This window comes from Novosphingobium mississippiense (assembly GCF_044029535.1).
GTDB lineage: Bacteria > Pseudomonadota > Alphaproteobacteria > Sphingomonadales > Sphingomonadaceae > Novosphingobium.
Genome location: NZ_CP147001.1, coordinates 26,000 through 49,898 on the forward strand (window position 1 = coordinate 26,000; position 23,899 = coordinate 49,898).

Below are 23,899 nucleotides of genomic sequence, written 5' to 3' on the forward strand. Positions count from 1 at the left end.
GTTGGAGCACCTCCATGACGCACTACCGCTATCCGCATGAACAGGACCATCTTCCCCTGATCCTTCTGGTTCCCGGCGGCCCGCTACGCGATGGCCACTGGATGAAGCGCTGGGCACAGTGGAGCGAACATTGCCGCGTGCTCGAACTGGGCATGTGGGACGAACCGCACCGCAACACCTGGGTCAACAAGCTGAACCTGGCGATCCGCCGCGCTGATCGGCCGGTGGTGATCGTGACGGACGACATTGCTGCGCTGGCGCTGGCGTGGTGGGTGGAATTCGAAGGCGTGGGGCCGGAAAACCCGGTGCTGGGCGCGATTGCCGTCAATCCACCGAACATGGACCTTCCTGGCGCCGATCCGCGCCTTTCGCGCTTTGGCGCCTGTCCCAGGCAGCCCTTGCCGTTCACGTCTTTCGTGGTGAGCGATCTGGACGCCACGGTGGCGCAGCAACGCTCGGTGATCCGCCTTGCCAAGGATTGGGGCGCTTCGCCGGTATGCGACGACACGCGCGGCGATTGGGCTTCCGGCTGGGTGATGCTGCAGAGCGTGCTAGGACTGGTGCCGGCGTCAGCGCTGACTCCGCGCTGGTCTCAGGACGAGAACCTCGCCGTGCGCGAGGCTCTGCGCCAATGGGCGGGGATTTGAGTGGAAACTGGAGGGAGTTCCGTTGCTCCTGAAGCTTCGCTGCACCCCACCTCGTCATCCCCGCGCAGGCGGGGATCCCGCTTCTTGAACGGTGCGTTTGGCACTGCGGCGCGAAGAAAAGCGGGGCCCCCGCCTTGAGGGTTGATAGGCACCGACCCAGCAGAACGAGTTGAGAGGTGGCGGGGGGCGAAGCGCTGGTTTACCGCGCTCACCCCCGCCGAAACTCTTACTTCGCCTCGCGCTCGACCAGCCATTCCAGCAGCGCGCCCATGCAGTCGGCGCCGAGCTGGGCGGAGCGTTCCGGGCTCCATGCCTGCGCCGGATCGGCGGCATCGTCGTGGTCCTTGAACGGCATTTCCAGCGTCATCGACACCGCGCCGAAGCGTTCGGCCAGCTGGTTGGTGGACATCGTCAGGTTCGCGCGGCCCGGCGCGGCGACGGCATAGCCCAGCTTGCGCTGGAAATCGGGCGTGCGGCGGTCAAGGATCTCGCTGAAGCGGTCGTACCCCGCCTGCTGCTCGGCCTTGATCGAGGGGATGCCCTGGAAACCGGCCATGAACACGGCCGGGATCGCCTCATCTCCGTGGACGTCCATGGCGAAGTCCACGCCCGTCTCGTCCATGGCATTGCGCACGGCGAGCACTTCCGGCGACTTTTCCGCTGTCGGCGTTTCCCATTCGCGATTGAGGTTCACGCCCGCGGCATTGGTGCGCAAGTGGCCGCGCACCGAACCGTCCGGGTTCATGTTGGGCACCACGTGGAAGCGGCAGCGCTTGCGCAGTTCGCGCCCGGTCGAATCGGCGGGATCGGCCAGCACTTCCAGCGCGCCTTCCATCCACCATTCGGCCATCGATTCGCCGGGGTGCTGGCGGGCATAGAGCCAGACTTGCGTGTCGCCATCGCCCATTTCCAGGCAGTCGAGCGGCTGGCCGTCCAGCGTCTGGCCCAGGCAGCGATAGGTGACGCCTTCGGTGGTCGCCAGATCGGCGATCAGGTCGTGGTGGCGTTCCATCGAATAGGGCGCGAAATAGGCGAACCAGGCCAGATCGCTTTCGGGCATGTAGCGGATCGTCAGCGTGCCGTTGTCCTCGGCCGCGTCCCAGGTGCTTTCCGCCAGCGCCCAGTACTGGCGATCTTCCGAAACGCGCGCGTTATAGTTGGGCCAGCCGCCGGGATAGGCCGATCCGTTGAGCCCGGTGATCTTCAGCACGAGTTCCTGTCCGGCAATGCCGTTCCCGCTGACGCGGAAGTGGAACCACTGCAGGAATTCGGAATCCTTGTCGCGCCGGATCGCGAGGCGGGCCGTCAGCCCTTCTGTGGAGAGGACTTCGATGTTGCCGGAATCGAATGCGGAGGTGATGTGGAGGGTGGTCATTTCACCAGGATAGTTTCGCCGGACTGGCCCGGAAAGCCCTTGAACAGCGCTTCGGCCATTTTTGCGGCGCCCAGAGAGGTTTGCGCCATCGGCGACTTGGAACTGACGGTGAAGGCAGCGCGGCCTTCCCACAAGGTGCGGCCACCCGGACGATCGCGGATCATCACCTGCATCCGGGTCTCCACCTGATCGGCGGGCCGGCCGGACAAGTTGATGCCGATGCCCAGGCCGACGCCCGAACCGTAGGAACCGGCGGTGCCCAGGCCGCCCACCGAAACGGGGTTGCTCTGATTCCCGACCTGCAGCGTGCGGCGATCCACCGTCAGCACGGCCACCTTGGTATCGGAAACCGTCTCGCCCGGAAGCGCCTGCCGGAAGCCGACGCGGGCCAGTTCCTGCCCGACGGCGGCAGCGTAGGCACGGAATTCAAGGCTGGACGCGTCCTGGCCGGGGCCGGCGTCGACGCGGATGACGCCGCTGTTCAGTGCAGGCGCATCGGGGGCGGTGAAGCGCGTGACTTCCACCGGCCCGACTTGCGCGGCGCATCCGCCAAGCGCGAGCGCGCCGGAAAGAAGCATCATGGCGACGAGGGGGCGGGCGTTGCGGAACATGTCTGGCTCTCTCCGGGGGCTAAGTGGTTCAGTGATAACCCTTGCCGCCGCCCGGAGCCAGAGTGTTGGAGCGGGTAGAAAAATGCCCGCGAGGGCATTTCTGTGGCGGCATCGGCCCACGCCCCCACCCTGACGCCCGCAGGATACTGCCGTTAGGTGGCAGGGCGGGGGCCGGGGACGTGGGCCGGGGACGGGGGCGTGGGCCGGTGCCGCGAAATTCGCCCTCGATCCTCAGCCGGCAGCGCCGGGAACCGGGTCCGCCTTCGGGAAACCGTCGAAGAGGGCACTGGCCAGCTTGCCGGCGATGCGGTCGTCCGGCCAGTTGTTGTCGCCTTCGCGCGTGGCGATCGTGGCGTAGCCTTCCCACAGCACCTTGCCGCTTGTCTTGTCGACGATGCGGGTGTCGAGGCGGGTGCTGATCAGCGCGCTGCGGGGCTTGGAAAGGTCGACATTGACGGCAAGGCCATAGGCCGAACCATGGTTGCTGACGCCCATCGCGGCGGTGCCGCTGACCGGGTTGCGCTTTTCTTCGGCCGGGGTGAGGACCTGGCGGGTGATCTTCAGCTCGACATCCTGCCCGCCGTTGTCGGCCTTGGCCTGGGTGTCGTAGCCGGCGCCGACGAGGGCGTCGATGATGGCCGCTTCATAGCGGGCACGTTCCGAACCGGCGATCCACGGACCGTCGCCCGATTCGGATGTGACGATGACGGCGCCGTGGCCCAGTTCGCCCGCTTCGGGGCCTTGTGCCACGAATCGGCTGACTTCGACTCGGCCCTCGCGCGGGTCCTTGCTGTTGGTGCGATAGGGTGAGGAGGTGGGGCCGCCCATCAACGGATCGTTCCAGCCGCCACCCCAACCGGAGCCGTATCCGCCGCCCCAGCGTGAACCCCATCCGGGCTGGGCCTGAACGGAAGAAGCGGCACCCAGAGTTGCAAGGGTAAGCGCCATGCCAGAGGCGAGAATCGCGGCTTTGAGCGTGTGCATCGGTGTTCTTGTGTCCGAAAGAATCGGTTGGGTCGCACCCGGTATTGCGCTATCGGCTCGTCGCGATTGCCCCGCGATGAACGGAGCCGATTGACGGAAAACCGCGCCTGACCGGAGCAAGTTCGAGCAGAAGGAATGGGCGCTCACGCTTGACTTTGCAAGCCACTGCCACTAACGGCGCCACTTCAAATTTCTGGCGGCGGCCCAGTTGCTGTTGGAACAACCGCCGAACCACCAAGACGAGACGAACCATGAAGATTGTGAACAGCCTGAAGTCGCTCAAGGGTCGCCACCGGGACAACCGCGTGATCCGTCGTCGCGGCCGCACTTACGTCATCAACAAGACCAACCGTCGCTTCAAGGCTCGCCAGGGCTGATTCGTCTTGCCTGCCCCCGCTGTAACGGCGGGGTATCGGGCAAGCGGTCATAGCGACGACAGTAGACCCCCGCCGCAAGCGGGGGTCTTGTCATGTCCGGAGCGCGCGTGAACATGCAAGGTAATGGGCCTGTAGACGCTGTCGTCTTCGACGTCGGCCGCGTGCTGGTGCAGTGGGACATGCGCGGCGCGCTGTTCGCCAGGCTGATCGACGATCCCGAGAAACTCGACTGGTTCTGTGCGAACGTCGTCACCGAACAGTGGCACTTCGCGCACGATGCCGGTGCCGACCTCGGCGAACTGGTCGCCGCCCGCAAGGCGGAGTTTCCCGGCCACGACGACCTGATCGACGCTTACGCCACGCGCTTCCTCGAAACGATTCCGGGCAATGTGCCCGGCAGCCACGAAATCGTGCGCGAATTGGCCGCGCGCGACGTGCCGCTCTACGCCATCACCAATTTCGCCAGCACCTTCTGGCGCGAATATCGCGCAAGCGAGCCGCTGTTCGATCTGTTCGGCGATGTCGTCGTTTCGGGCGACGAGAAGCTGGTGAAGCCGCATGCCGAAATCTACGAACTGGCCGCCCGCCGGTTCGGTCATGCACCGGACGCGATGCTGTTCATCGACGACAATGCCGACAATATCGCCGGTGCCGCCGCGCTCGGTTGGCAGGTTCATCATTTCCGCGATGCGGAAACCCTGCGGGCCGACCTGACCGCGCGGGGCCTGCTGGGCTGAAGTTGCCGCTCGACCGGCAGGGGCGACCGAATAGTTCGCCGCTTGCCCGGTTAAGGTAAAAATTTTTCTTCGCACTTGCAGCGTAACTTCTTGGCAAGTGCGAATCCTTGTTGCATCACTTGGTCAACAGGGAGTCACAATGTCGGCTGCGGGCAAAACGAACTTCGACGAAATGCTCAATGCGGACGGGTCTGTCAGGCCCGCCTATGCCGATCTCAGCCAGTGGTACGATTCGCAGGACAAGGCCTGGTTCAACCGCCAGCAGGTGGAGGCCGAACGCTTCTTCCGCCGCATCGGCATCACCTTCAACGTCTATGGTGACGAGGCGGCCGAGGAACGGCTGATCCCGTTCGACCTGATCCCCCGCATCATCACCGCGCGCGAATGGCGCAAGCTGACGCGCGGCATCGAACAGCGCGTGCGGGCGCTCAACGCCTTTCTGCAGGACCTGTACCACCGGCAGGAAATCGTCCGTTCCGGCCGCCTGCCGATCGAGGCGCTGCGCGACAATGTGGCGTTCCTGCCGCAGATGATCGGCATGACCCCGCCCGGCGGCGTCTATACCCACATCGTCGGCATCGACCTTGTCCGCACCGGGCCGGAAGAATTCATGGTGCTGGAGGACAATGCCCGCACCCCGTCCGGCGTCTCCTACATGCTGGAGAACCGCGAGACGATGATGGCGATGTTCCCGGAACTGTTCACCAAGGTTCCGGTGCGCCCCGTCTCCGACTATCCGCGCCGGCTGGCCCGATCTTTGCGCGCCTGCGCACCGCCCGCGTTCAAGGGATCGGGCCGGCCCACCGTGGCGGTGCTGACGCCGGGCATCTACAATTCCGCCTATTTCGAACACGCCTTCCTGGCCGACCAGATGGGCGCCGAACTGGTGGAGGGCAGCGACTTGCGCGTGGTCGATGGCCGCGTCGCCATGCGCACCACCACCGGGTACAAGGCGATCGACGTGATCTACCGCCGGGTGGACGACGAATACCTCGATCCGCTGACCTTCCATCCCGATTCGGTGCTGGGCGTCGCCGGGATCATGGACGTCTATCGATCGGGCGGCATCACCATCGCCAACGCACCCGGCACCGGCATCGCCGACGACAAGGCGATCTATAGCTACATGCCGGAGATCGTGGAGTTCTACACGGGCGAGAAACCGATCCTGCCCAACGTGCCGACCTGGCGCTGCTCTGAACCGGAAGCGCTGGCCTATGTGCTGGACAATCTGGCGGAGCTGGTCGTCAAGGAAGTGCACGGATCGGGCGGCTACGGCATGTTGATCGGGCCTACGTCCTCGAAAAAGGAACTGGCCGCCTTCGAAGCCAAGCTGCGCGCCAAGCCGCACAACTACATCGCGCAGCCCACGCTGTCGCTTTCCACCGTGCCGATCTTCACCAAGGCCGGCCTCTCGCCGCGCCATGTGGACTTGCGGCCCTATGTGCTGGTCTCTCCCGACGGGATCGACATCACGCCGGGCGGGCTTACCCGCGTCGCGCTGAAGAAGGGCTCGCTGGTGGTCAATTCGTCGCAGGGCGGCGGCACCAAGGATACCTGGGTACTGGACGAATAATGCTCGGACGTGCTGCCAACGGCGTTTACTGGATGAGCCGCTACCTTGAGCGGGCGGAGAATACCGCGCGGCTGATCGACGTGGGGTTCCACCTCGCCCTCACGCGCAGCGACAAGCATGCGCAGGAAGAGGAGTGGAAGTCCGTCCTTACCACCACCGGCCAGGTGGACGATTATGCCGCGCGCCATTCGGATTTCGGCGGGCCGCAAGTGTTCAACTACCTGCTGCGCGAGAAGGACAATCCCGCCTCCGTCCTGCGGATGATCGAGAATGCGCGAACCAATGCGCGCATGGTCCGCACCAGCCTGACCAACTCGGTATGGGAAGCCACCAATGAAGGGTGGATGATCCTGTCCGAACTGCTGTCGCGCCCGGTGCGCGAATCGAACCTGGGCGAAGTGCTCACCGCGATCCGTCGGCAGGGCACGCTGGTGCGCGGCGCGCTGGAAGGGACGATGCTGCGCAACGAGGTGTTCAACTTCGCGCGCATCGGCACTTTCATCGAACGGGCGGACAGCACCGCCCGCATCCTTGACGTGAAGTATTACGTGCTGCTGCCCTCGGTGGCATGGGTGGGATCGAGCCTGGACAATGTGCAGTGGGATACGCTGCTGCGCTCGGTGGCGGGCAACCGCGCCTATTCCTGGCTCAATGCCGGCGCGATGGACCCGCGCGGCATTGCCCGTTTCCTGATTCTGGACGGCCAGTTCCCACGCAGCCTGGTGTTCTGCTATGAAAAGCTGCGCAGCAATCTGGCCGGGCTCGCCAAGGAATATGGCGAGGAAACTTCCGCCCACGACCTGATGCGCGAGACGGGCGCGGCGCTGAACCAGACGACGATCGAACATATCTTCGAGACCGGTCTGCACGAATTCCTGCAGGACTTCATCGGCAAGACCAACCGCCTCGGCAACGCCATCGCCGCCGATTACCGTTTCATCGAGTAGAAAGGGACCGTTTCCCGTGCTGCTGACCGTGACCCACACCACCCGCTACACCTTCGACGCGCCGGTCACGCACGGTCTCCAGCGGTTGAAACTGCGGCCCAAGACCACGCATGGGCAGGAAGTGGTGGACTGGGCGATGGACCTGACCGGCGCCCGTGCCGAAGCGGAATATGACGATCACCACCACAGCCACACCGCGCTCGTTTCGATCGAGCCCGGGGCCGACACGGTGGTCGTCGCCTGCCGGGGCACCGTGCGCACCATCGACAACAGCGGCATTACCGGCAGCCACACCGGGCTGATGCCGCTCTGGACGTTCCTGCGGCCCACGCGCCTGACCAAGGCCGGAAGCCGCGTGCGCGCGCTGGTGGAGGATGTCGATGCCGACCGGCGCGATCCGCTGGAATTCCTCCACGCGCTGTCGCGGCTGGTGGCGGAACGGATCGACTATGTGCCCGGCGCCACCGATGCCAAGACCACCAGCGAAGAGGCGCTGGGCGCCGGCAAGGGCGTGTGTCAGGACCATGCGCATATATTCATCTCGGCTGGCCGCCTGCTCGATATCCCGATGCGCTATGTCGGCGGCTACCTGAAGATGAACGACCGGGAAGAGCAGGAGGCCGGCCACGGCTGGGCGGAAGCGCATGTGCCGGGGCTGGGCTGGGTGGGGTTCGACGTATCCAACGGCATGTCGCCCGACGAACGGTATATTCGCGTGGCCAGCGGTTGCGATTATAGTGAGGCGGCCCCTGTAACCGGAATCGCGGCGGGAGGTGGGGATAGCCGCCTTGAAGTGCGTTTGTCGGTGGGAGAGAAAGTGCTAGGTCAGCAGCAACAGCAGCAGTCCTCCACCGGGAGGCAGCAGCAAAGCGGCTAAGAGCCGTTTCCTCTCGCAAAAGGCAGGATGCGGGGGAAAGCGAATCGATCGGGGCGTAGAATTCCATGACCTATTGCGTGGGCATCATGCTGGACCGCGGGCTCGTGCTGATGAGCGACACCCGCACCAATTCCGGGGTCGACAACATTTCGACCTTCCGGAAGATGTACCATTGGCAGATTCCCGGCGAACGGGTGATCTCGGTGATGACCGCGGGCAACCTTGCCACCACGCAGGCGGTGATCAGCCAGCTTGAGGAACGCAACAAGGCCCCGGCGGAACGGCACAATTCGCTGTTGGAAGCGCCCACGATGTTCCAGGTGGCCACGATCGTCGGCAACCTGCTGCAGGACGTGATCGCGGAACGCGCGGCGGACAATGGCCAGACGGCGGCGGCGGGCACTTTCAGCGCGACGATGATCGTCGCCGGCCAGATCAAGGGCATGGAACCGCGCCTGTTCCTGATCTACCCCGAAGGCAACTTCATCGAAGCCAGCTTCGACACGCCGTTCTTCCAGATCGGCGAGACCAAGTACGGCCGCCCGATCCTGATCCGCGGCTACGAACGGGACATGAGCTTCGAAGCGGCGGTGAAGCTGCTCTGCGTGTCGTTCGATTCGACCGTGAAGGCAAATCTCTCGGTCGGAATGCCGCTGGACCTGCTGGTGCTGGAGACGGACACCTTCACCCCGCTGCACGAACGGCGGATCGAAGCGAACGATCCCTATTACCAGTCGATCTCGGCCAGTTGGGGCGAAGCGCTGCGCCAGGCGCTGGAGGGGCTGCCCGACTACACGATCGATTCCGACATCGATTCAGGCGCTAATGCAGGCGCCAATTCAGGCAGGGCTGGCAAGTCGAAAGGCGCCGCCGCCCGATAGCGGCCGGCAGCTGCCGCGCGCTAGGCTGAGTTTGCGGTCGTGCCCAGGCGGCGATGCCAGGCAATCGCCGCCTGGCCCGCGATGGTCCGAAGATCGCGCAGCGACGCCCCGCCGGGGGCCGACCCGGAGGCCGACAGGCTGAGGCGGCGCAGAATGCTGCCGACGTCGTGCAAGGCCACTTCGGCCTCCACGCTGGCCAGCCCGGCGCTGCGGCGCACGGCCTCCACCTCGGCGACCGGCCGATCGGCCTGCACCGCGTCGAAATAGGCGCGATTGGCTTCGATTCCTTCGCGGATGCGCTCCTTCAGCGATGCGCCAAGGTCGGGCCACAGCAGGAACACCGCCAGCAGTGCCGCCAGGCTGCCGATCACGTTGTCCAGCATCCGGGCCCCGGCGATGCCCGCCCCGGGCGAGAGCATCTCGGTAACGATCACGAAGAGCGCGGTCAGGAACACGACGAAGGCGGTGTAGTTCACCGAACGCAGCGCGATCGCCGTGCCGGCCAGCACCACGGCCAAGGCGGATAGCGCCAGCGTGCCGCTGCAGAGGAACAGCGCGCCCAGCGCTGCGAATCCGCCCAGCAGACTGCCGAGGATACGTTCCAGACATCGGGCCCAGGTCACGCGGGCGCCACCCTGCAGCACGACGATCACCGCCATCGCCGCCCAGTACGGATAGCCAAGGTGGAACAGGATCGCGGCGTAGTAGACCGCCACCAGCCCGGCGGATTGACGCAACGCCTGCCGCAGTGCCGCCTGCGAGATGGCGCGCGCCTGCACGGCTTTGCGTCCGGCGGCGGGCGGCGGCATCTGAAGCGGTTGAGACAGCTCGGCCTGCGCTGGTTTCGGCGCTGTCGCCAGCGCCGTTTCCAGGGCCAGCGTGCAGCCGGCAAACAGGGGGGCCGTCAGCGTTCCGCGCAGGCGCGCCAGTCGGTCCGCGGCCCAGGGCAGGGCGGCCGGGGCCCGGTCGCCGCGTTCGCTTGAGGCGAGGCACCAGGCCAGCAGGGCGGTCCTGCACGCGCGGGCCACGGCCACGCGCTCGCCGGTGGGGCCAAGGTCGTCGATGAAGGACTGATCGAGCGCGATCAGCGCGCCGAACATCGTTTCCGCCGCGTTCCGTACCCGTGCAAAGGGCCCCGCCGCAGCGGGATCGTCGGCATAGCGGTCGATCGTGCCGCGCAACCGTTCGATGGAGAGGCGCACGGTGCGTCGGTGTTCGGAATGCTCGCTATGCCAGCGGCGATCGCGATGCTGCCCTTCGCCCAGCGTGACCAGACTGTCGGCCATGTCCAGCAGGCGGACCCGCACGGCATCGCTCGCCCGCTCCAGCGGCAGCAGGGGATCGATCCGCCACAGGACGTTTATCAGCAGATAGGCCCAGATCGCGCCGAGGGAAAAGGCCGCGGCCTGAACGCCGGCCTGCGCCAGATGCTGGGGAAATCCCACCGCGACCACCGCGACTACGCTGAGCAATGTGCCCAGCAGCCCGCCGAACGGAATGCGCGCGGATGCCAGCACGGCGGCAAGGACCAACAGCGGGCCGATCACGAAACCCGCATTGGGCGCGGCGGAGGCGGCCCAGGAACCGGCCAGGCCGATGATCGCGCCGCAGCCGACGAAGATGGCAAGCAGGCGCCGGCGCAGGCGGTCCGGTCCCGGTGCATCGCAAAGGCAGGTCCAGAATGCGGCAAAGACCGCCCAACCCATTCCGGCATGTCCGGTGGCCACTGCCAACGCCAGCGGAAGCGCGACGGCCACGGCAGCGCGCAGCCCCTCCGCATGGATGAAGTGTTCGGGCACGAACCCGAAGGAGCGCAGTTCAAGCCGGCGCGCCGCCCATCTCAGGGTCGTATTGGCACGGCGTTTTCGGGGGCGGTTCGGTGCAACGGGGGCAAATGTCATGGCAATAGCGCGAATCTGCCGCCTGCAGCCGCGCGCAGCAACACTCTTTTGGCGGATGACGCGGATTGTCCCCTTATGTTTCGGGTCGCGCGCGGGAACGGGTTGATGCTGGCGACGCTGCCGCTAGCGTTCGATCAGAGCAGCAAACCGAGAGGCGCATGACGATGAACCTTCGCGACGCGGGGCCGGGTGACGTCGCGGGCATTACCGCGATCTACAACCATGCCGTGGCGAACACGACGGCGGTATGGAACGAAACGCCGGTGGACCATGCCAACCGCGCGGCGTGGCTCGTGGATCGGCAGGGTGCCGGCTATCCCGTGCTGGTGGCTGAGGACGCGGATGAAAGCGTGGTCGGCTATGCCAGCTTCGGCGATTGGCGTGCGTGGTCCGGCTATCGCCACACGGTCGAGCATTCGGTCTACGTTCGCGTGGATCAGCGCGGGAACGGCATTGGCAAGGCGCTGATGCTGGCGCTGATCGAACGGGCCCGCGCTTCCGGCAAGCATGTCATGGTCGCGGGGATCGAAGCCGGGAACACCGCCTCGATCGCCCTGCACGAGAAACTGGGCTTCGAATCGGTTGGGCTGCTGAAGCAGGTTGGCGCGAAGTTCGGTGGTTGGCTCGATCTGGCGTTCCTGCAACTCACGCTGGACCAGCGCGAGACGCCGGAACCCTAAGCGGTCGCCCGTGCCAGTCGCTCGGCCAGCGCGGCGAAGTCGGCCTCGCTGGCCTGCCAGGTCTTGGCGAACAGGCCGCCTTCGCCGAACAGTGCGCGCGGCGTGCCCTCCATGCCCTGTTCGCGCCAGATATCGGCAAGGCGCACGGCCATCGGATCGTCGACCGGGCCCCACTTGGCGGCATTGTCGCCCCGCACGTGGCGCAACCATGCCGCCAGCGCGGTGAGGATCGCCGGGCACTGCTTGTCTTTTGCCTGATTGGCGGCAAGCGTTTCCAGCCAGCGCTGCGGGATTTTCTGGCTGCCGTCCATCGCGATCTGGATCAGCCGGTGCTGCAGCGCGGGATTGGCGAAGCGGGCCAGCAAGGCATCGGCATAGGCCTGCAGATCCTGCGAAGGCGCGGCCTTGATGGTCGGCTGGGCTTCGTCGTGCATCAACCGCTCGATCAGCGGGCGGATCGCCGGATCGCCCACCGCCTGATGGACGAAGGCGTGTCCGTGTTCCAGGCCGAGATAGGCGAGCGCCGAATGCGCGCCGTTCAGCATGCGCAGCTTGGCCGCCTCATAGGGGGCGACGTCGCTGACCAGCTCGGCACCGACGTTTTCCCATTGCGGGCGGGCCCCGGCGAACTTGTCCTCGATCACCCACTGGCTGAACGGCTCGGTCATCACCGCGCCGTCGTCATCCAGCCGGGCGAGCGTGGCCACCATCTTGCGGTCGGCGGCGGTGGTGGCGGGGACGATGCGGTCGATCATTGCGCAAGGGAACGTGCATTCCGCCGCCACCCATGCGCGGAGATCGGCATCCTTCAGCGCGAGATACTCGCCCATCAGCCGCTCAAGCTGGCGGCCGTTGAGCGCAAGATTGTCGCACGAAAGCAGCGTCAGCCCCGGCAGCCCCTGATCGCGGCGGCGGCGCAGGCCGGCTTCGAGGAAGGCATAGATGCTGCCATGGTGGGCCAGAAACGGATCGAGCGATCCGTCGGCAGCGCGGCAATAGCCCTTTTCGGTGACGGTGAAGGTCACGATCCGCGTTTCCGGCGCGGCGATCTGGGCGATCACCGCCTCCGGATCCTCGCTGGCGACGATCACGCGCTGGATCGATCCGACCACGCGCATCCGATTGCGCTCCGCCGAACATTCGGTGAGCGTGTAGAGCCCGTCCTGCGGATTGAGCTGGCGCGCCACATTGGCCGATCGCAGCGAAACGCCCACGATGCCCCAATCGCGATCGCCCTTGGCCATCGCCCGGTCGGTATACCAGGCCTGATGGGCGCGGTGGAACGCGCCGATGCCGAAGTGGACGATGCCCGCCGCCTGCGCCGCGCGGTCATAGCCGGGGCGGGCGACGGATTCGGGCAGGCGGGACAGCGTTTCGCTGGAGAGTCTCACAGACGATAGGCCTTCTTGACGAGATTGTAGGTCAGGTCACGCGCCAGTTCGGCGGCTTCCCAATCCTCGATACGATGCTCCATTACGAGTTCGGCAAGGAACCCGCAATCGATCCTGCGCGCGACATCGTGGCGGGCGGGTATCGACAGGAACGCGCGGGTATCGTCATTGAAGCCCACGGTGTTGTAGAAACCGGCGGTTTCCGTGGTCATGCGGCGGAACCGGCGCATGCCTTCGGGGCTATCGTGGAACCACCACGCCGGGCCCAGCTTCAGGCACGGATAGTGCCCGGCCAGTGGTGCGAGTTCGCGGGCATAAGTGCTCTCATCCAAGGTGAAGAGGATGATCGAGAGGCCGGGCTCGTTGCCGTACTTGTCCAGCAGCGGCTTCAGATTGGCGACGTATTCGGTGCGCGAGGGGATGTCCGCGCCCTTGTCGCGCCCGAAGCGGTCGAACACGCGGGCGTTGTGGTTGCGGAACGCGCCGGGGTGGATTTGCATGACCAGCCCGTCGTCCAGGCTCATCCCCGCCATTTCGGTGAGCATCTGCGCGCGGAAGAGTTCGGCGTCTTCGGCGGTGAACGCGCGCTTGCTCACCTTGTCGAACAGCGCTTCGGCATCGGTGGGGGAGAGGTCCGCCGTGCGCGGCGTCGGGTGGCCGTGGTCGGTGGAAGTCGCGCCCATGTCCGCGAAGAAGCGGCGGCGCTGGCGGTGCGCGGCGAGGTAGCCGTTCCAGGTGAGGCAATCCTCGCCGGTGATTTCGGAGAACTTCGCCAAGTTGTCGCGGAAGCCTTCAAACTCCGGGTCCACGACGGGATCGGGGCGATAGGCGGTGATCACCTTGCCTTGCCAGCCGCCGGGGCGCGCATTCTCGGCGCGGATTGCGGCGTGGTATTCCAGCGTGTCCAGCGGGCTTTCGGTGGTGGCGATCGCCTCGATGCCATAGCGGTCGAACAGCGCGCGCGGGCGGAAATCGTTCGTCGCCAGCTTTTCGGTGATCGTGTCGAAATAGAGGTCGCTGGTTTCGGCGGACAGCTGCGCGCTGATCCCGAACGCTTCGGCAAAGACCCAGTCCAGCCACATGCGCGAAGGGGTGCCGCGGAATAGGAAGTAGTTGTCCGCAAACAGCCGCCACGCCGCGCGCGGGTCCGCCTTTGGATTGCGCACGCCCAGATCTTCCATGGCGATGCCCTGCGAATAGAGCATGCGGAAGACGTAGTGATCGGGGATCAGCAGCAGGTCGGTGGCGTTGCCGAAAGTCTCGTTGCCGGCGAACCAGCGCGGATCGGTATGGCCGTGCGGGCTGACGATCGGCAGGTCTGCGACATGCCGGTAAAGCTCGCGCGCGAGCTTGCGCGTGGCGGGATCTGCCGGCAGCAGACGGTCGGGATGAAGCTCAAGGGGGCGAATGGGCATCAGTCATCCAGGGCTGTGAAACGGAAATCGCGGAACGTCGCTTCGCCTTCTCCGGCAGCATATAGACCGGGACGCAGCATGAGGAACCCCCCACGAACATTGTGGTGGTATCCGGACACCTCCATGCCGCGATCAAATCGCTTCCACGTTTTCCCGCCATCGCCGGAGGTGTGGTAGGAAACGATGTGGCGGCGATTGGTCACGCGCATCTTCATGCGGCGGCCATGCGGGTTGGCGGGGCGGCCGCGCTCCATGCCGTACTGGTGGGTGACGAAGCGCTCTGAATCGAAGCCGAGCCCGGCGTAGAGCTTGTCGTCATAGAACAGCACCAGCCCGGCCGTACCGCCAGGCGGAATCTCGATATCGCATTCGAACTGGTAGCTGGTGTCGCCGGCGATCAGCAGCAGCGGCGATCCGCTCGACGGGGCGAGGCCCTTGCCCCTGAGATGCAGAGCGCCGCCTTCGACACGCACACGGCTGGCTTCGTCCGGGGCCGGGCGGAAGAACGACCACTTGGAGCCCATCGCCAGCGGTTTCGAGAAATCGTCCGACAGCGGCATGCCGTGGGGCAGCGGCTTCGCCACCCTGGGCACCGGCAACGGCTGCGACAGATCGCCGCCGGTCATCTTGAACCAGCCATCCGGCGTCCATTCGATGGTGTCGAGCAGGCACTGGCGCCCCAGCGTCCAGAAGCCGTTCTCGAACCCGTGGTAGAGCGTGTACCAGCGCTTGTCCGGCCCCTCCACCAGCGAGGCATGGCCGCGCGACCACCAGGCTTCCGATTGGTTCTCGGTGCGGACCAGCGGGTTGCCGGGGTGCTGTTCCCACGGGCCGTGGATCGATCGGGCGCGCGCGGCGATCACCATGTGGCCGGTCGGCGGGCCGGCGGTGCCACCCACGGCGGTGAGCATGTAGAACCAGTCGCCATGGCGGTGGATCTTGGGGCCTTCGGGCGAGAAGCCTTCGACATCCCACTCGTCCGGATAGTGCCAGGGATCGTAGACATGCTCGACCTTGCCGGCCAGCGAAAGGCCGTCTTCGGACAGGCGCACGCGGTCGCCGCCGGACAGGAACAGCCAGCGCGAACCGTCCTCGCCCACGGCGTGGCAGGGATCGATATGATCGTGCAGGCCCAGCGGTTTCGGATCGCTCCACGGGCCGTCGATATGGTCGGCCCAGATCACGTAGATCTCGTTGGGTTCGGCCTTAACCGGGATGTAGAGGAAATAGCGGCCCTTGTGCTTTTCCAGGCTGACCGCCCAGACCGAGCCGATATTGCGGGTGAGCGCGGGCTTCCTCGGTTGCCAGTTCACCAGATCGCGGCTGTGCCAGATGGTGAGGCCGGGATAGGAATCGAAGCTGGAGAAGGTGAGGTAATAGTCCTCTCCATCCTTCAGCACCGCCGGGTCGGGCCGGTCGCCGGAGAGCACCGGGTTGAGCATCGTGCCCCCAATGCCAATACCGCCCAAGTCGGAAATCCGCTGGTTGTCGAACCCGCGCCGCCATCGAACGGGAGCCGGGGCGGGCGGGGGAGGAGGTCCACCCACCCCGGGCTCCCTTGCTGCGGCGGCTTCCCCCTGAAGCCCTGCCGCTGCAAGTCCTGCGCCGCCGATCAGGGCGGCCTTTATCGCTTCACGTCTGTCCATGCTCATTCCGTCAGCCCGAGAAAGTTACGCCAGCCCCTTGGTCTGCGCCCATGCGCGCCAGAGGTCGGGCCATGCCTCCACCGGCTTGCCCATGGCCCGGCGCAGGCCGAAGCCGTGGCCGCCGTGTTCGAAGAAATGTGCCTCCACCGGGATGCCGCGCGCCTTCAGCGCGGCGCGCAGGCGCACGGTGTTCTCCACCGACACCGCGTCGTCATCCTCGGCATGGAGCAGCCAGTGGGGCGGGGCATCGGCGGGCACGGTGCGCTCGGGCGAATAGGCTGCCTCCAGTGCAGGCGTGGGGGCGGGGCCCAGCAGCAGATCGCGCGAACCGGCATGGGCGATCGCCGGGTCCATGGAGACTACCGGATAGATCGGCGCGGCGCAGAAGGGCTTGGCGGAAAGGCGGTCGGCCGCATCCACCGGCGCATAGACTTGCGCGGCGAAGCGGGTGGAAAGGCTGGCGCAGACATGGCCGCCGGCGGAAAAGCCCATGGCGGCAACGCGTTCGGGATCGATCGCGAAGTCCCGCGCGCGGTGGCGGATCAGGCGCATGGCGCGCTGCGCGTCGATCAGCGGGGTATCGGGGCCGCTGGCCCAACCTTCGCCGGGCAGGCGGTAGAACAGCACGAAGGCGGTGAAGCCGCGCGCGGTCAGCCAGCGCGCCATCTCGTAGCCTTCCTTGTCGACCACCACCCACTTGTAGCCGCCGCCGGGCGTCAGCAGTACCGCCGCGCCATTGGGGCGGTCGGGCCGGAACACCGCCATGCGCGGGCGGGTAATGCCATGGACGGCGCGATCGGTGACGAGGGTGTCGGCAGAGCGTTCGTCCACCGTTTCGATAAGGGCCTTCGCGGGCATGCCGGGGGCGCCCTTGGGCCAGAGGTCGATGGTCTCGGTCGGCTGGGGCAGGCCGGGCGCGCGGGGCTTGTCGGTCGCCACCGGAGGCGCGGTCTGCGCCATGGCGTCTCCGGCGATCAGGCCGGAAACGAGAGAGGCCGCCATGAACGATCGACGGTCGAAGGTCATGGCGGCACTCTCCAGTTTCAAGTCAGGTATTATTTCAAGTCAGGTATTCAGGGCCATCCGGCCGGTGTGCGGGATCAGTACTTGACCCGCGCGCCGAACAGGATGGTGCGCCCGAAGTGGTTGTTCTCGTAGTTGCGCTGGGCATCGACGTCGTTCCAGCGGTAGCGATATTCGTCGGTCAGGTTGTTGCCGTCCACCGAGAGTTCCAGCCAGTCGGTCGCCTGATAGCGCACGGCAGCATCGACGCTGGTGTACGAGCCATAGCCTTCGAACACGTTGCCGGTGGCGCTGCCCTGATCGACGAAGGGCCCGCGATAGCTGACCGAACCGCGAATGCTGAACTTGCCATCGTCATAGTAGAGCGTGGCGTTCCAGGCCCGCTTCGACACGCCGTAGAGCGTCGAGTTGTAGATCGCCGATACGCCGGTCAGGGCGCAGGCGCCGGTGGTGGCATTGCGTGTGCAGGCCGAAACCGCCGGGCCGGTCTGCTGGTAGTCGGCATCGCTCTTGATGAAGGTGGCATTGCCCTGGAAGCCGGTGTGGCTGAGGATGCCCGGCAGGAAGGTGAAGGGCATCTGCAGCGCCACTTCCACGCCCTTCAGCGTTGCACCCTGGCCGTTCACCTGCGACGAGACCACGTATTCCTGATTGGGATCGTAGTTGATGTAGGCAGGCGAGCTGGGCGTCAGCACCGATTTGTCGAGGCCCAGCTGCGGCAGCGTGGCGGTGTAGGTGCCGGAAACCGGGAAGCTTTCGATCTTCTTGATGAAGCCCGCCACCGACAGCAGCGCGCCCGGTGCGAAGTACCATTCGACCGACGCGTCGAAGTTGGTCGCCCGGTAGGGATCGAGGAACGGGTTGCCGTAAGTGACCTTGTAGTTGAACCCGTCGACCGAACCGCCGGGGTTCAGGTTGCCCAGCGAAGGCCGGGTGATCACCTTGGCCACCGCGCCGCGCACGATCACGTCATGCGTGGGATAGAAGGCCAGGTTCATCGACGGCAGCCAGTCGTCGTAGGTCCGCTCCACGGTGGCGGCGACGCCGGCGGTGTAGCCGGTCGACTGCTGGTTGGTGTGGGCATAGCGCATGCCCGCATTGCCCGCGAATTCCAGCCCGAAGATGTCACCCTTCACGTCGAACTGGAGATACCCGCCCGAGGTGGTTTCCTGAACGCGGCGGTTGCTGCCGAGATCCTCGACCGCGGTGCGCTGGTAGAGGTTGGTATAGTCGGCGGCGTTGTTGATGTTCGCCACCAGCCAGGAATCGGTGGTGCCGCTGGCCTGGCCGGCATCGCCCAGGTTGACCAGTTGCGAGATGTCGGAGGTGACGGGCAGGCCGTAGACGCTGGCCGAGCAGGTGGTGGTGCCCAGGATCAGGTCGGGCTTGCCGTTGCCGCTGCAGGCCACGGTGTCGCGCGTCCACAGCTGGGTGCGGAAGTTGTACCGCCGCCAGACCGCGCCGGCCTTCACGGTGAAGCCTTCGGTCACGTCCCATTCGCTGCGCAGCTGGCCGGTCTTGAACTGGTTCTTCACGTAGGAAGGACGGTCGCGGATTTCGGCGAGCTGGAAGGTTGCCGGGTTGGTCACGTCGATGCCGTAGCTGAGCACCGGCGACTTCATGTCCGAATAGTCGAAGTTGAAGCCATTGGCGCCCTTGGCGTCATAGGCGATGGTGGTTTCGACCGGGATCTTGGCGTTGGATTGCGAGATGCCGCCCAGCGCGGTGACGCGGAAGGTATCGGTGATATCCTGATCCAGCGTGGCGCCGATCTGATAGAATTCGGTGTCCGACTTGCGCAGGTAGCTTTCGGTGCGGACATAGGCGTTGTTGTACGTGCCGCTGACCATGTTGCCGTTGTCGTCATAGGTCGGGTCGACGACGTTGAAGCTGCGCTCGTTCGAACGGGCCAGCACTTCCAGCCACTGTTCGGCGCGCTTTTCCTTGAAGCGGGAATAGAGCCCGTCGATCGAGAGCTTGGTGCGGTCGGTCGGCTCGAACTGGATCGATCCGGTCAGGCCCAGGCGTTCGCGGTCATGCTCCACCTTGCCGTAGCGCGGAATGCGCGCGTGGAACGAGAGCGAGGCTTCGTCGCACGCGGCGGAGGGGCGGTAGTAGCCGCCCGAATTGACCGGGTTGCCACCGGTGGCGCCGGGCACCGAATAGAAGCAGGGCGTGCCATCCACCGAGTTGAAGTAGGCCTGCGCCCAGCGCACCGTGTTGTTGCCGGTTTCCAGCGTATCGGTGTGCGAATAGGCGGCCGACAGGTTTACGCCCAGCGTGCCGGCATCGTTCTTCCACGAAAGCAGGCCGGCGATGCGCGGGCCGACGTTCTTCGACAGGTCGTTGTACGAACCCTGCACGTTCAGCACGGCGGAAAGGCCGGTCTTGCCCGCCAGCGGATTGCCGGTGTTCAGATCGACCACCGCGCCCAGCGAGCCTTCGTCCAGGCTGGCTTCGGCGGTCTTGTGGACGACCAGGCTGCTGAACAGTTCGGACGCGAAGACGTTGAAATCGAACGAACGATCGCGGTTGGCGCTGGCGCCGTCGGAACTGGTGGCGATCGTTTCAAGGCCGTTCACGCGAACGCGGGTGAACTGGGCGCCAAGGCCGCGCACGGTGATCGAGCGGCCTTCGCCGCCGTCACGCTGGATCGAGATGCCGGGAATGCGCTGCAGCGATTCGGCCAGGTTCTGGTCGGGGAACTTGGCCATGTCCTCGGCCACGACGGCATCGACGGCCGACACCGAATCGCGCTTCACGCTGAGCGCGGCTTCCAGCGACTTGCGATAGCCGGTGACGATGATGGCTTCGGTCGGCGTGTCTTCGGTGCCAACGGTGCTGGCAGGCGCCGTGGACTGCGGTGCGGCGTCCTGTGCCGACGCGACCTGCGGCAGCGCCAGCGCACTGCCGGCGGCACCCAAAGTCAGGGCAATCTTGAACAGCGAAATCCTCGAAACATGCGATTGCATGATCACTCCCCCTCGCGGCCTTGTCGGCCTGTCTATGATACCGGTGTCATGGGGAGGCGCGGCAAGACCACGCATCCTTTCGTCCGGCATTCTGCTCCCTGCGCCTCACAGCGCACGCTCATGCACCGTTCGGTGCATTTCGGCGAGCCCGCATCTGCCCTTATGGACAATCTGCAGTCTGCACCCAGTCTTTCTTGCCGATCTTGGTAACCGGTGTCATGAACTATGACCGCAGGGACCCCACCCTGTCAAGAACCAGTGCAACGGGAGATGTACAGTGAAGAAATCGGCGGCGTTCAGCCGTTTGCTCATCACCTCCACGCTGGCTTTGGCGGCCCCTTCCACCGCTTTCGCACAAGCCTGGGATGCGACCACCGGAGGCGACGGCGGGCGAATCATCCGCGTCACCGCGCCGGTAACGGATGGCCCCGGATCGCTGCAGACCGTCGGCGCCCACCCGTGGGTCCGTTCGGCGGACGAGATCCGCATGCTGTTTGCCGTGGCCGAAGGCTGCGGCGAAGTGATCGATAACGAAAAGGTGGTGGGCGGTTATCCCCACCTGGCCGAAACCCGCGCGCCTTTTGTGGAGAAGGACTGGAACCCGATGACGATGACACCGAAACCTGACCTCTATCCGGGCGACCATGCCGGGGCGCAGGAAATGCTCTCCAGCCGTGACAAGGCCATGCGAGAAACAGGGGCGAGAAAGTGATCGCCGCGCTGCTGTTGATGGCCGCTTCCGCGCCGCCGATGGCCGTGATCGACGAGAAGGACACCGTGCGTGAGGAAGCCCCTCCGCACGGGTCCATCGGCATGAGCACCGCCTACCGCATCTCCGACGCCGCGCCGGCCCCGCGCGCGATGGAATTCCGCCGCCGTATCCTCCACAAGGGTGCGGCGATCGGCGAACATCCCATCGCGCACGATGAGGTGTACTACGTGCTCTCCGGCGAGGGCGAGGTGGTGTCGGATGGCCAGCGTGCCACGTTGAAGCCGGGGATGACGGCCTATCTCTACAACGGTGCGGTGGTCGGCATCTGGCAGAAGGGCGAACAACCGCTGTCGCTGATTGTCGCCTATCCCAATCCGCCGGTGCCCGCCGGCAAGTGAGGGGGGAGGGGCGGCCGACGGTTCGCCCCCACCATCACATAACTACCTTCGTCATCCCCGCGAAGGCGGGGATCCCGCTTCTTGAATGTTGCGGCTTACCGCTATGTGGCAGAAGAAAAGCGGGGCCCCCGCCTTCGCGGGGGCGACGGGATAAGGGGCGTGAGGGTGTGCTGGGTCACGTCCCCGGCTGGACGTACGGCGCCGTAGCCCATAACTCGCGCTGCCACCCACGCGGGTCGTTCTCGACGCGGACATTGTTTCCGAACACCATCGTCGTGCGCTGAGGCACCGTATAGGCCGCCCAGTCCGCGATGCCCGGCCGGCCGGTTTTCGCTAGCCCGGTGAACGCGCCCATCATCGCCTTGCTCAATGCTTGGGCCCCGGCATCGGTGCCCGAGAAACTGCCTTTCGCGTCCAGCGTACCGAACACATAGGGAATGTCGTCCGTATGCGCCGCGCCGCGCAGCGGATCGACCGGCGACGGGCGCTCAAGCTGATAGACCCACGTCGCCGCCGCGCCCGTTTTCGCGCGCTCGTCCGCCTCGATCACCTGCCCGGGCCAGGACCGGCCCGCCGTGGTTGCGGCGTAATAGACCTGCTCCACCGTCCAGCCCGGCTCGCGGGCGCGATACTGGTCGATCACCCATTGCGGGTCGATGTCGATCTTCACCTCGCGGCCCATGCGTTCGGCCACGTTGCTCCAGTCCAGGCCCTTGAGCTTGGGTCCACGCGGATCGAGGAAGGCGCGGGTCTCATCGTGGACGTTGCCGAGGATCATCGGCACCGCCAGCGACTGCGGCGCGGCGTCGGGCCAGAACGGATGGCGCGGCAGGTTGGTCATGTCGAGCACCGGACCGAAGTAGACCGGGCCGCTGCCCATCACCGGATCGATGGTGTCGAGCGCGGCGGTCAGCCGCTCCACCGGCATGGTGCGCAGCCCTTCGACATCGCCGGGCGCCAGCTTCAGCGCTGCCATCAGCGCCTGCGTGCGCGCCCATGCGTGCATCGGCCCGCTGGCCTGCACCTGCTGCCCGCTCATCGTCGCGGCGGAGTGGAACAGGCCCTTGGCGGCGGGCATGGCCATCAGCGTGGCGATCTTGGCACCGCCGCCCGATTGGCCGAACACCATGACCCGCGCCGGATCGCCGCCGAACGCGGCGATGTGCGCGCGAATCCACTGCAGCGCCAGGATCAGGTCCAACTGGCCGAGATTGCCGCTGTCCGCATACTTCGCGCCGAACGGCTTTAGCCAGGCATAGCCCAGCGCATTGAGGCGGTGGTTGACGGTGACGACCACCACATCGCCATCGGCCGCCAGTTTCGCGCCTTGCGTCAGCGGATCGGTGACCGATCCCGTCGTGTAGGCGCCGCCGTGGAAATAGACCATGACCGCCCGCTTGGCGGCCGGGTTCGCCTCGGGCGTCCAGACGTTGAGGAACAGGCAGTCTTCGGACTGCGGCTGGTCGTCCATGCCGCGCTGCGGGCAGATCGGCCCGAACTGCCGCGCGTCCACGCGCGGCCCGTCGAAAGGCTCGGCCACGGCGCGGGCAAAGCGGGTGGCCCGGCCATAGCGGATGCCCTTGAAGGCCATCACGCCCTGCTGGTTGAACCCCTGATAGCGGCCCACCACCGGCGCGACCGGCGAACGGGCGAGGGCCGGGGTGGCACCCGCAACAAGCGCGGCGGCGGTGCCGGCAAGCACCGTGCGCCGAGAGGTCAAGGGTGCGGTCCTAGCGGCGGACGTCACCTCCACTGGCGGAAAAGGCATCGAGTTCTCCCGGTCCGATCAGGCACATGTCTCCGGGCAGGGAGTGCTTCAGCACCGTGTAGGCCAGCCCGGCCTGCGCCATTCTTGTAATGTCCGCGCCTTCCAGCCAGCGGTGCAGCACGCCCACGGCAAAGGCGTCCCCGGTGCCGATGCGGTCGACGATCTGCGTCACTTCCACTTCATCGGTCTGGTATGCCGCCTCACGCGCGTCGATCCGTGCGGCGATGCGGTGGTGCGCGGCGTTGACCACGTGGCGCGCGGTGGAGGCGATGTACTGAAGCTTGGGGAAGGCGGCAAAGGCCGCCTCGGCCGCTTCGCGTCGGCGGTCTTCACCGTCGCCCGAGAAGTCCTTGCCCAGCAGCAGCGAGATGTCGCGATGGTTGCCGATCATCACCGTGGCGGCGGAAACCAGTTCGTTCAGGATCTCACGCGGGTTGCTGTCCCAGCTTTCCCAAAGCAGCGCGCGGTAATTGCCGTCGAAACAGATCGGCACACCCGCTTCCTGGGCCGCGCGCACCGCCGCCTTGGCGAGCGCCACGCCGCCGGGGCCGAGCGCCGGGGTGATGCCGGAAAGGTGCAGCAGCCGGGCACCGTCCAGCGCGGCGGCAAAGTCGAAGTCCTGCGGCGCGCTCTGGGCAAAGGTGCTGCCGGCGCGATCGTACGTGATGGCCGAAGGGCGCAGGCCCGCGCCGCTTTCGAGGAAATAGAGCCCCATGCGGCCGGGGCCGTTGGCGACGTGGCGCGTGTCCACGCCTGCCGCCGCCAGTGCCGAACGGGCCTTGTCCCCCAGCGGACTGGCGGGCAGCCGCGTGACCATGCCCACGGCGTGCCCCAGCGAGGCAAGGCCGGCGGCGACGTTGGCCTCGGCCCCGCCCACCACCATGTCGAGCGCGTCGCACTGCACCATCAGGCGGTGGGAAGGGGTGGCGAAGCGCAGCAGCACTTCGCCGAAGCAGGTGATATGTCCGGTCATCCGCTGGG

At 66.1% G+C, this 23,899-nt stretch carries 21 protein-coding genes; 10 read left to right on the forward strand and 11 right to left on the reverse strand.

From position 1 onward, the window contains the following. Positions 1 to 14 precede the first annotated feature (14 nt). Positions 15 to 647 (forward strand): RBBP9/YdeN family alpha/beta hydrolase, encoded by a 633-nt coding sequence (locus WBP06_RS00105; protein WP_395330614.1) that lies wholly within the window; start codon positions 15 to 17, stop codon positions 645 to 647. Between the two features lie 226 nt (positions 648 to 873). Here the strand turns inward: WBP06_RS00105 and WBP06_RS00110 are convergent, their stop codons facing one another. The 3 genes from WBP06_RS00110 to WBP06_RS00120 all read right to left on the reverse strand — a co-directional run bounded on the left by WBP06_RS00110 (position 874) and on the right by WBP06_RS00120 (position 3,617). Further along, positions 874 to 2,022, reverse strand: coding sequence for a M14-type cytosolic carboxypeptidase (locus WBP06_RS00110; protein ID WP_395330616.1), 1,149 nt, complete (start codon positions 2,020 to 2,022; stop codon positions 874 to 876). Continuing rightward, a complete protein-coding gene (locus tag WBP06_RS00115) occupies positions 2,019 to 2,633 on the reverse strand; it encodes a DUF4136 domain-containing protein (RefSeq protein WP_395330619.1) in 615 nt (204 codons plus the stop codon). The genes WBP06_RS00110 and WBP06_RS00115 overlap by 4 nt, the downstream gene beginning before the upstream one ends. Before the next feature lie 231 nt (positions 2,634 to 2,864). Further along, on the reverse strand, positions 2,865 to 3,617 hold the full coding sequence (locus tag WBP06_RS00120; RefSeq protein WP_395330621.1) for a hypothetical protein: 753 nt from the start codon (positions 3,615 to 3,617) through the stop codon (positions 2,865 to 2,867). A gap of 251 nt (positions 3,618 to 3,868) precedes the next feature. Between WBP06_RS00120 and ykgO the strand changes: the two genes are divergently transcribed. From ykgO to WBP06_RS00150, 6 genes are all read left to right on the forward strand, one after another. Further along, positions 3,869 to 3,994 carry a type B 50S ribosomal protein L36 gene (gene ykgO / locus WBP06_RS00125; protein ID WP_029724010.1) on the forward strand — a complete coding sequence of 42 codons (126 nt, stop codon included), beginning with the start codon at positions 3,869 to 3,871 and terminating at the stop codon, positions 3,992 to 3,994. 92 nt (positions 3,995 to 4,086) lie between these two features. Beyond that, positions 4,087 to 4,731, forward strand: a complete 645-nt coding sequence (locus WBP06_RS00130; RefSeq protein WP_395330624.1) for an HAD family hydrolase — start codon at positions 4,087 to 4,089, stop codon at positions 4,729 to 4,731. Between the two features lie 139 nt (positions 4,732 to 4,870). Beyond that, complete coding sequence (locus tag WBP06_RS00135; RefSeq protein ID WP_395330626.1) at positions 4,871 to 6,307, forward strand: circularly permuted type 2 ATP-grasp protein; 1,437 nt, start codon at positions 4,871 to 4,873, stop codon at positions 6,305 to 6,307. Next, positions 6,307 to 7,254 (forward strand): alpha-E domain-containing protein, encoded by a 948-nt coding sequence (locus tag WBP06_RS00140; protein ID WP_395330629.1) that lies wholly within the window; start codon positions 6,307 to 6,309, stop codon positions 7,252 to 7,254. The genes WBP06_RS00135 and WBP06_RS00140 overlap by 1 nt, the downstream gene beginning before the upstream one ends. Positions 7,255 to 7,270: 16 nt before the next feature. After that, positions 7,271 to 8,131, forward strand: coding sequence for a transglutaminase domain-containing protein (locus WBP06_RS00145; RefSeq protein ID WP_395330631.1), 861 nt, complete (start codon positions 7,271 to 7,273; stop codon positions 8,129 to 8,131). Positions 8,132 to 8,196: 65 nt separating this feature from the next. Next, positions 8,197 to 9,012, forward strand: a complete 816-nt coding sequence (locus tag WBP06_RS00150; RefSeq protein ID WP_395330633.1) for a peptidase — start codon at positions 8,197 to 8,199, stop codon at positions 9,010 to 9,012. 20 nt (positions 9,013 to 9,032) lie between these two features. Here WBP06_RS00150 and WBP06_RS00155 read toward each other — a convergent pair whose 3' ends face one another. Continuing rightward, complete coding sequence (locus WBP06_RS00155) at positions 9,033 to 10,913, reverse strand: FUSC family protein (protein WP_395330635.1); 1,881 nt, start codon at positions 10,911 to 10,913, stop codon at positions 9,033 to 9,035. Positions 10,914 to 11,077: 164 nt separating this feature from the next. Here WBP06_RS00155 and WBP06_RS00160 point away from each other — a divergent pair, with 164 nt between their 5' ends. Beyond that, positions 11,078 to 11,593 (forward strand): GNAT family N-acetyltransferase, encoded by a 516-nt coding sequence (locus WBP06_RS00160; protein ID WP_395330637.1) that lies wholly within the window; start codon positions 11,078 to 11,080, stop codon positions 11,591 to 11,593. Here WBP06_RS00160 and WBP06_RS00165 read toward each other — a convergent pair. From WBP06_RS00165 to WBP06_RS00185, 5 genes are all read right to left on the reverse strand, one after another. Then, the gene (locus tag WBP06_RS00165) at positions 11,590 to 12,984 is read right to left on the reverse strand and encodes a mannitol dehydrogenase family protein (protein ID WP_395330639.1); all 1,395 of its coding nucleotides are present in this window, start codon (positions 12,982 to 12,984) and stop codon (positions 11,590 to 11,592) included. The genes WBP06_RS00160 and WBP06_RS00165 overlap by 4 nt on opposite strands. After that, complete coding sequence (gene uxaC, locus WBP06_RS00170; RefSeq protein WP_395330641.1) at positions 12,981 to 14,399, reverse strand: glucuronate isomerase; 1,419 nt, start codon at positions 14,397 to 14,399, stop codon at positions 12,981 to 12,983. The genes WBP06_RS00165 and uxaC overlap by 4 nt, the downstream gene beginning before the upstream one ends. After that, positions 14,399 to 16,051: a family 43 glycosylhydrolase gene (locus tag WBP06_RS00175; protein ID WP_395330643.1), complete on the reverse strand. Its 1,653-nt coding sequence runs from the start codon at positions 16,049 to 16,051 to the stop codon at positions 14,399 to 14,401. Before WBP06_RS00175 ends, uxaC begins: the two co-directional genes overlap by 1 nt. An 18-nt stretch (positions 16,052 to 16,069) precedes the next feature. After that, the gene (locus WBP06_RS00180; protein ID WP_395330645.1) at positions 16,070 to 17,071 is read right to left on the reverse strand and encodes an alpha/beta hydrolase; all 1,002 of its coding nucleotides are present in this window, start codon (positions 17,069 to 17,071) and stop codon (positions 16,070 to 16,072) included. Positions 17,072 to 17,145: 74 nt separating this feature from the next. Beyond that, positions 17,146 to 20,040, reverse strand: a complete 2,895-nt coding sequence (locus tag WBP06_RS00185) for a TonB-dependent receptor (protein WP_395330647.1) — start codon at positions 20,038 to 20,040, stop codon at positions 17,146 to 17,148. A gap of 277 nt (positions 20,041 to 20,317) precedes the next feature. Between WBP06_RS00185 and WBP06_RS00190 the strand changes: the two genes are divergently transcribed. Further along, complete coding sequence (locus WBP06_RS00190; RefSeq protein WP_395330649.1) at positions 20,318 to 20,752, forward strand: hypothetical protein; 435 nt, start codon at positions 20,318 to 20,320, stop codon at positions 20,750 to 20,752. Then, positions 20,749 to 21,150: a cupin domain-containing protein gene (locus tag WBP06_RS00195; protein ID WP_395330651.1), complete on the forward strand. Its 402-nt coding sequence runs from the start codon at positions 20,749 to 20,751 to the stop codon at positions 21,148 to 21,150. Before WBP06_RS00190 ends, WBP06_RS00195 begins: the two co-directional genes overlap by 4 nt. A gap of 175 nt (positions 21,151 to 21,325) precedes the next feature. Here the strand turns inward: WBP06_RS00195 and WBP06_RS00200 are convergent, their stop codons facing one another. Both WBP06_RS00200 and WBP06_RS00205 read right to left on the reverse strand, forming a co-directional pair. Continuing rightward, complete coding sequence (locus tag WBP06_RS00200) at positions 21,326 to 22,918, reverse strand: carboxylesterase/lipase family protein (RefSeq protein ID WP_395330654.1); 1,593 nt, start codon at positions 22,916 to 22,918, stop codon at positions 21,326 to 21,328. Then, on the reverse strand, positions 22,881 to 23,891 hold the full coding sequence (locus WBP06_RS00205; protein WP_395330656.1) for a sugar kinase: 1,011 nt from the start codon (positions 23,889 to 23,891) through the stop codon (positions 22,881 to 22,883). Before WBP06_RS00205 ends, WBP06_RS00200 begins: the two co-directional genes overlap by 38 nt. Positions 23,892 to 23,899: the final 8 nt, after the last annotated feature.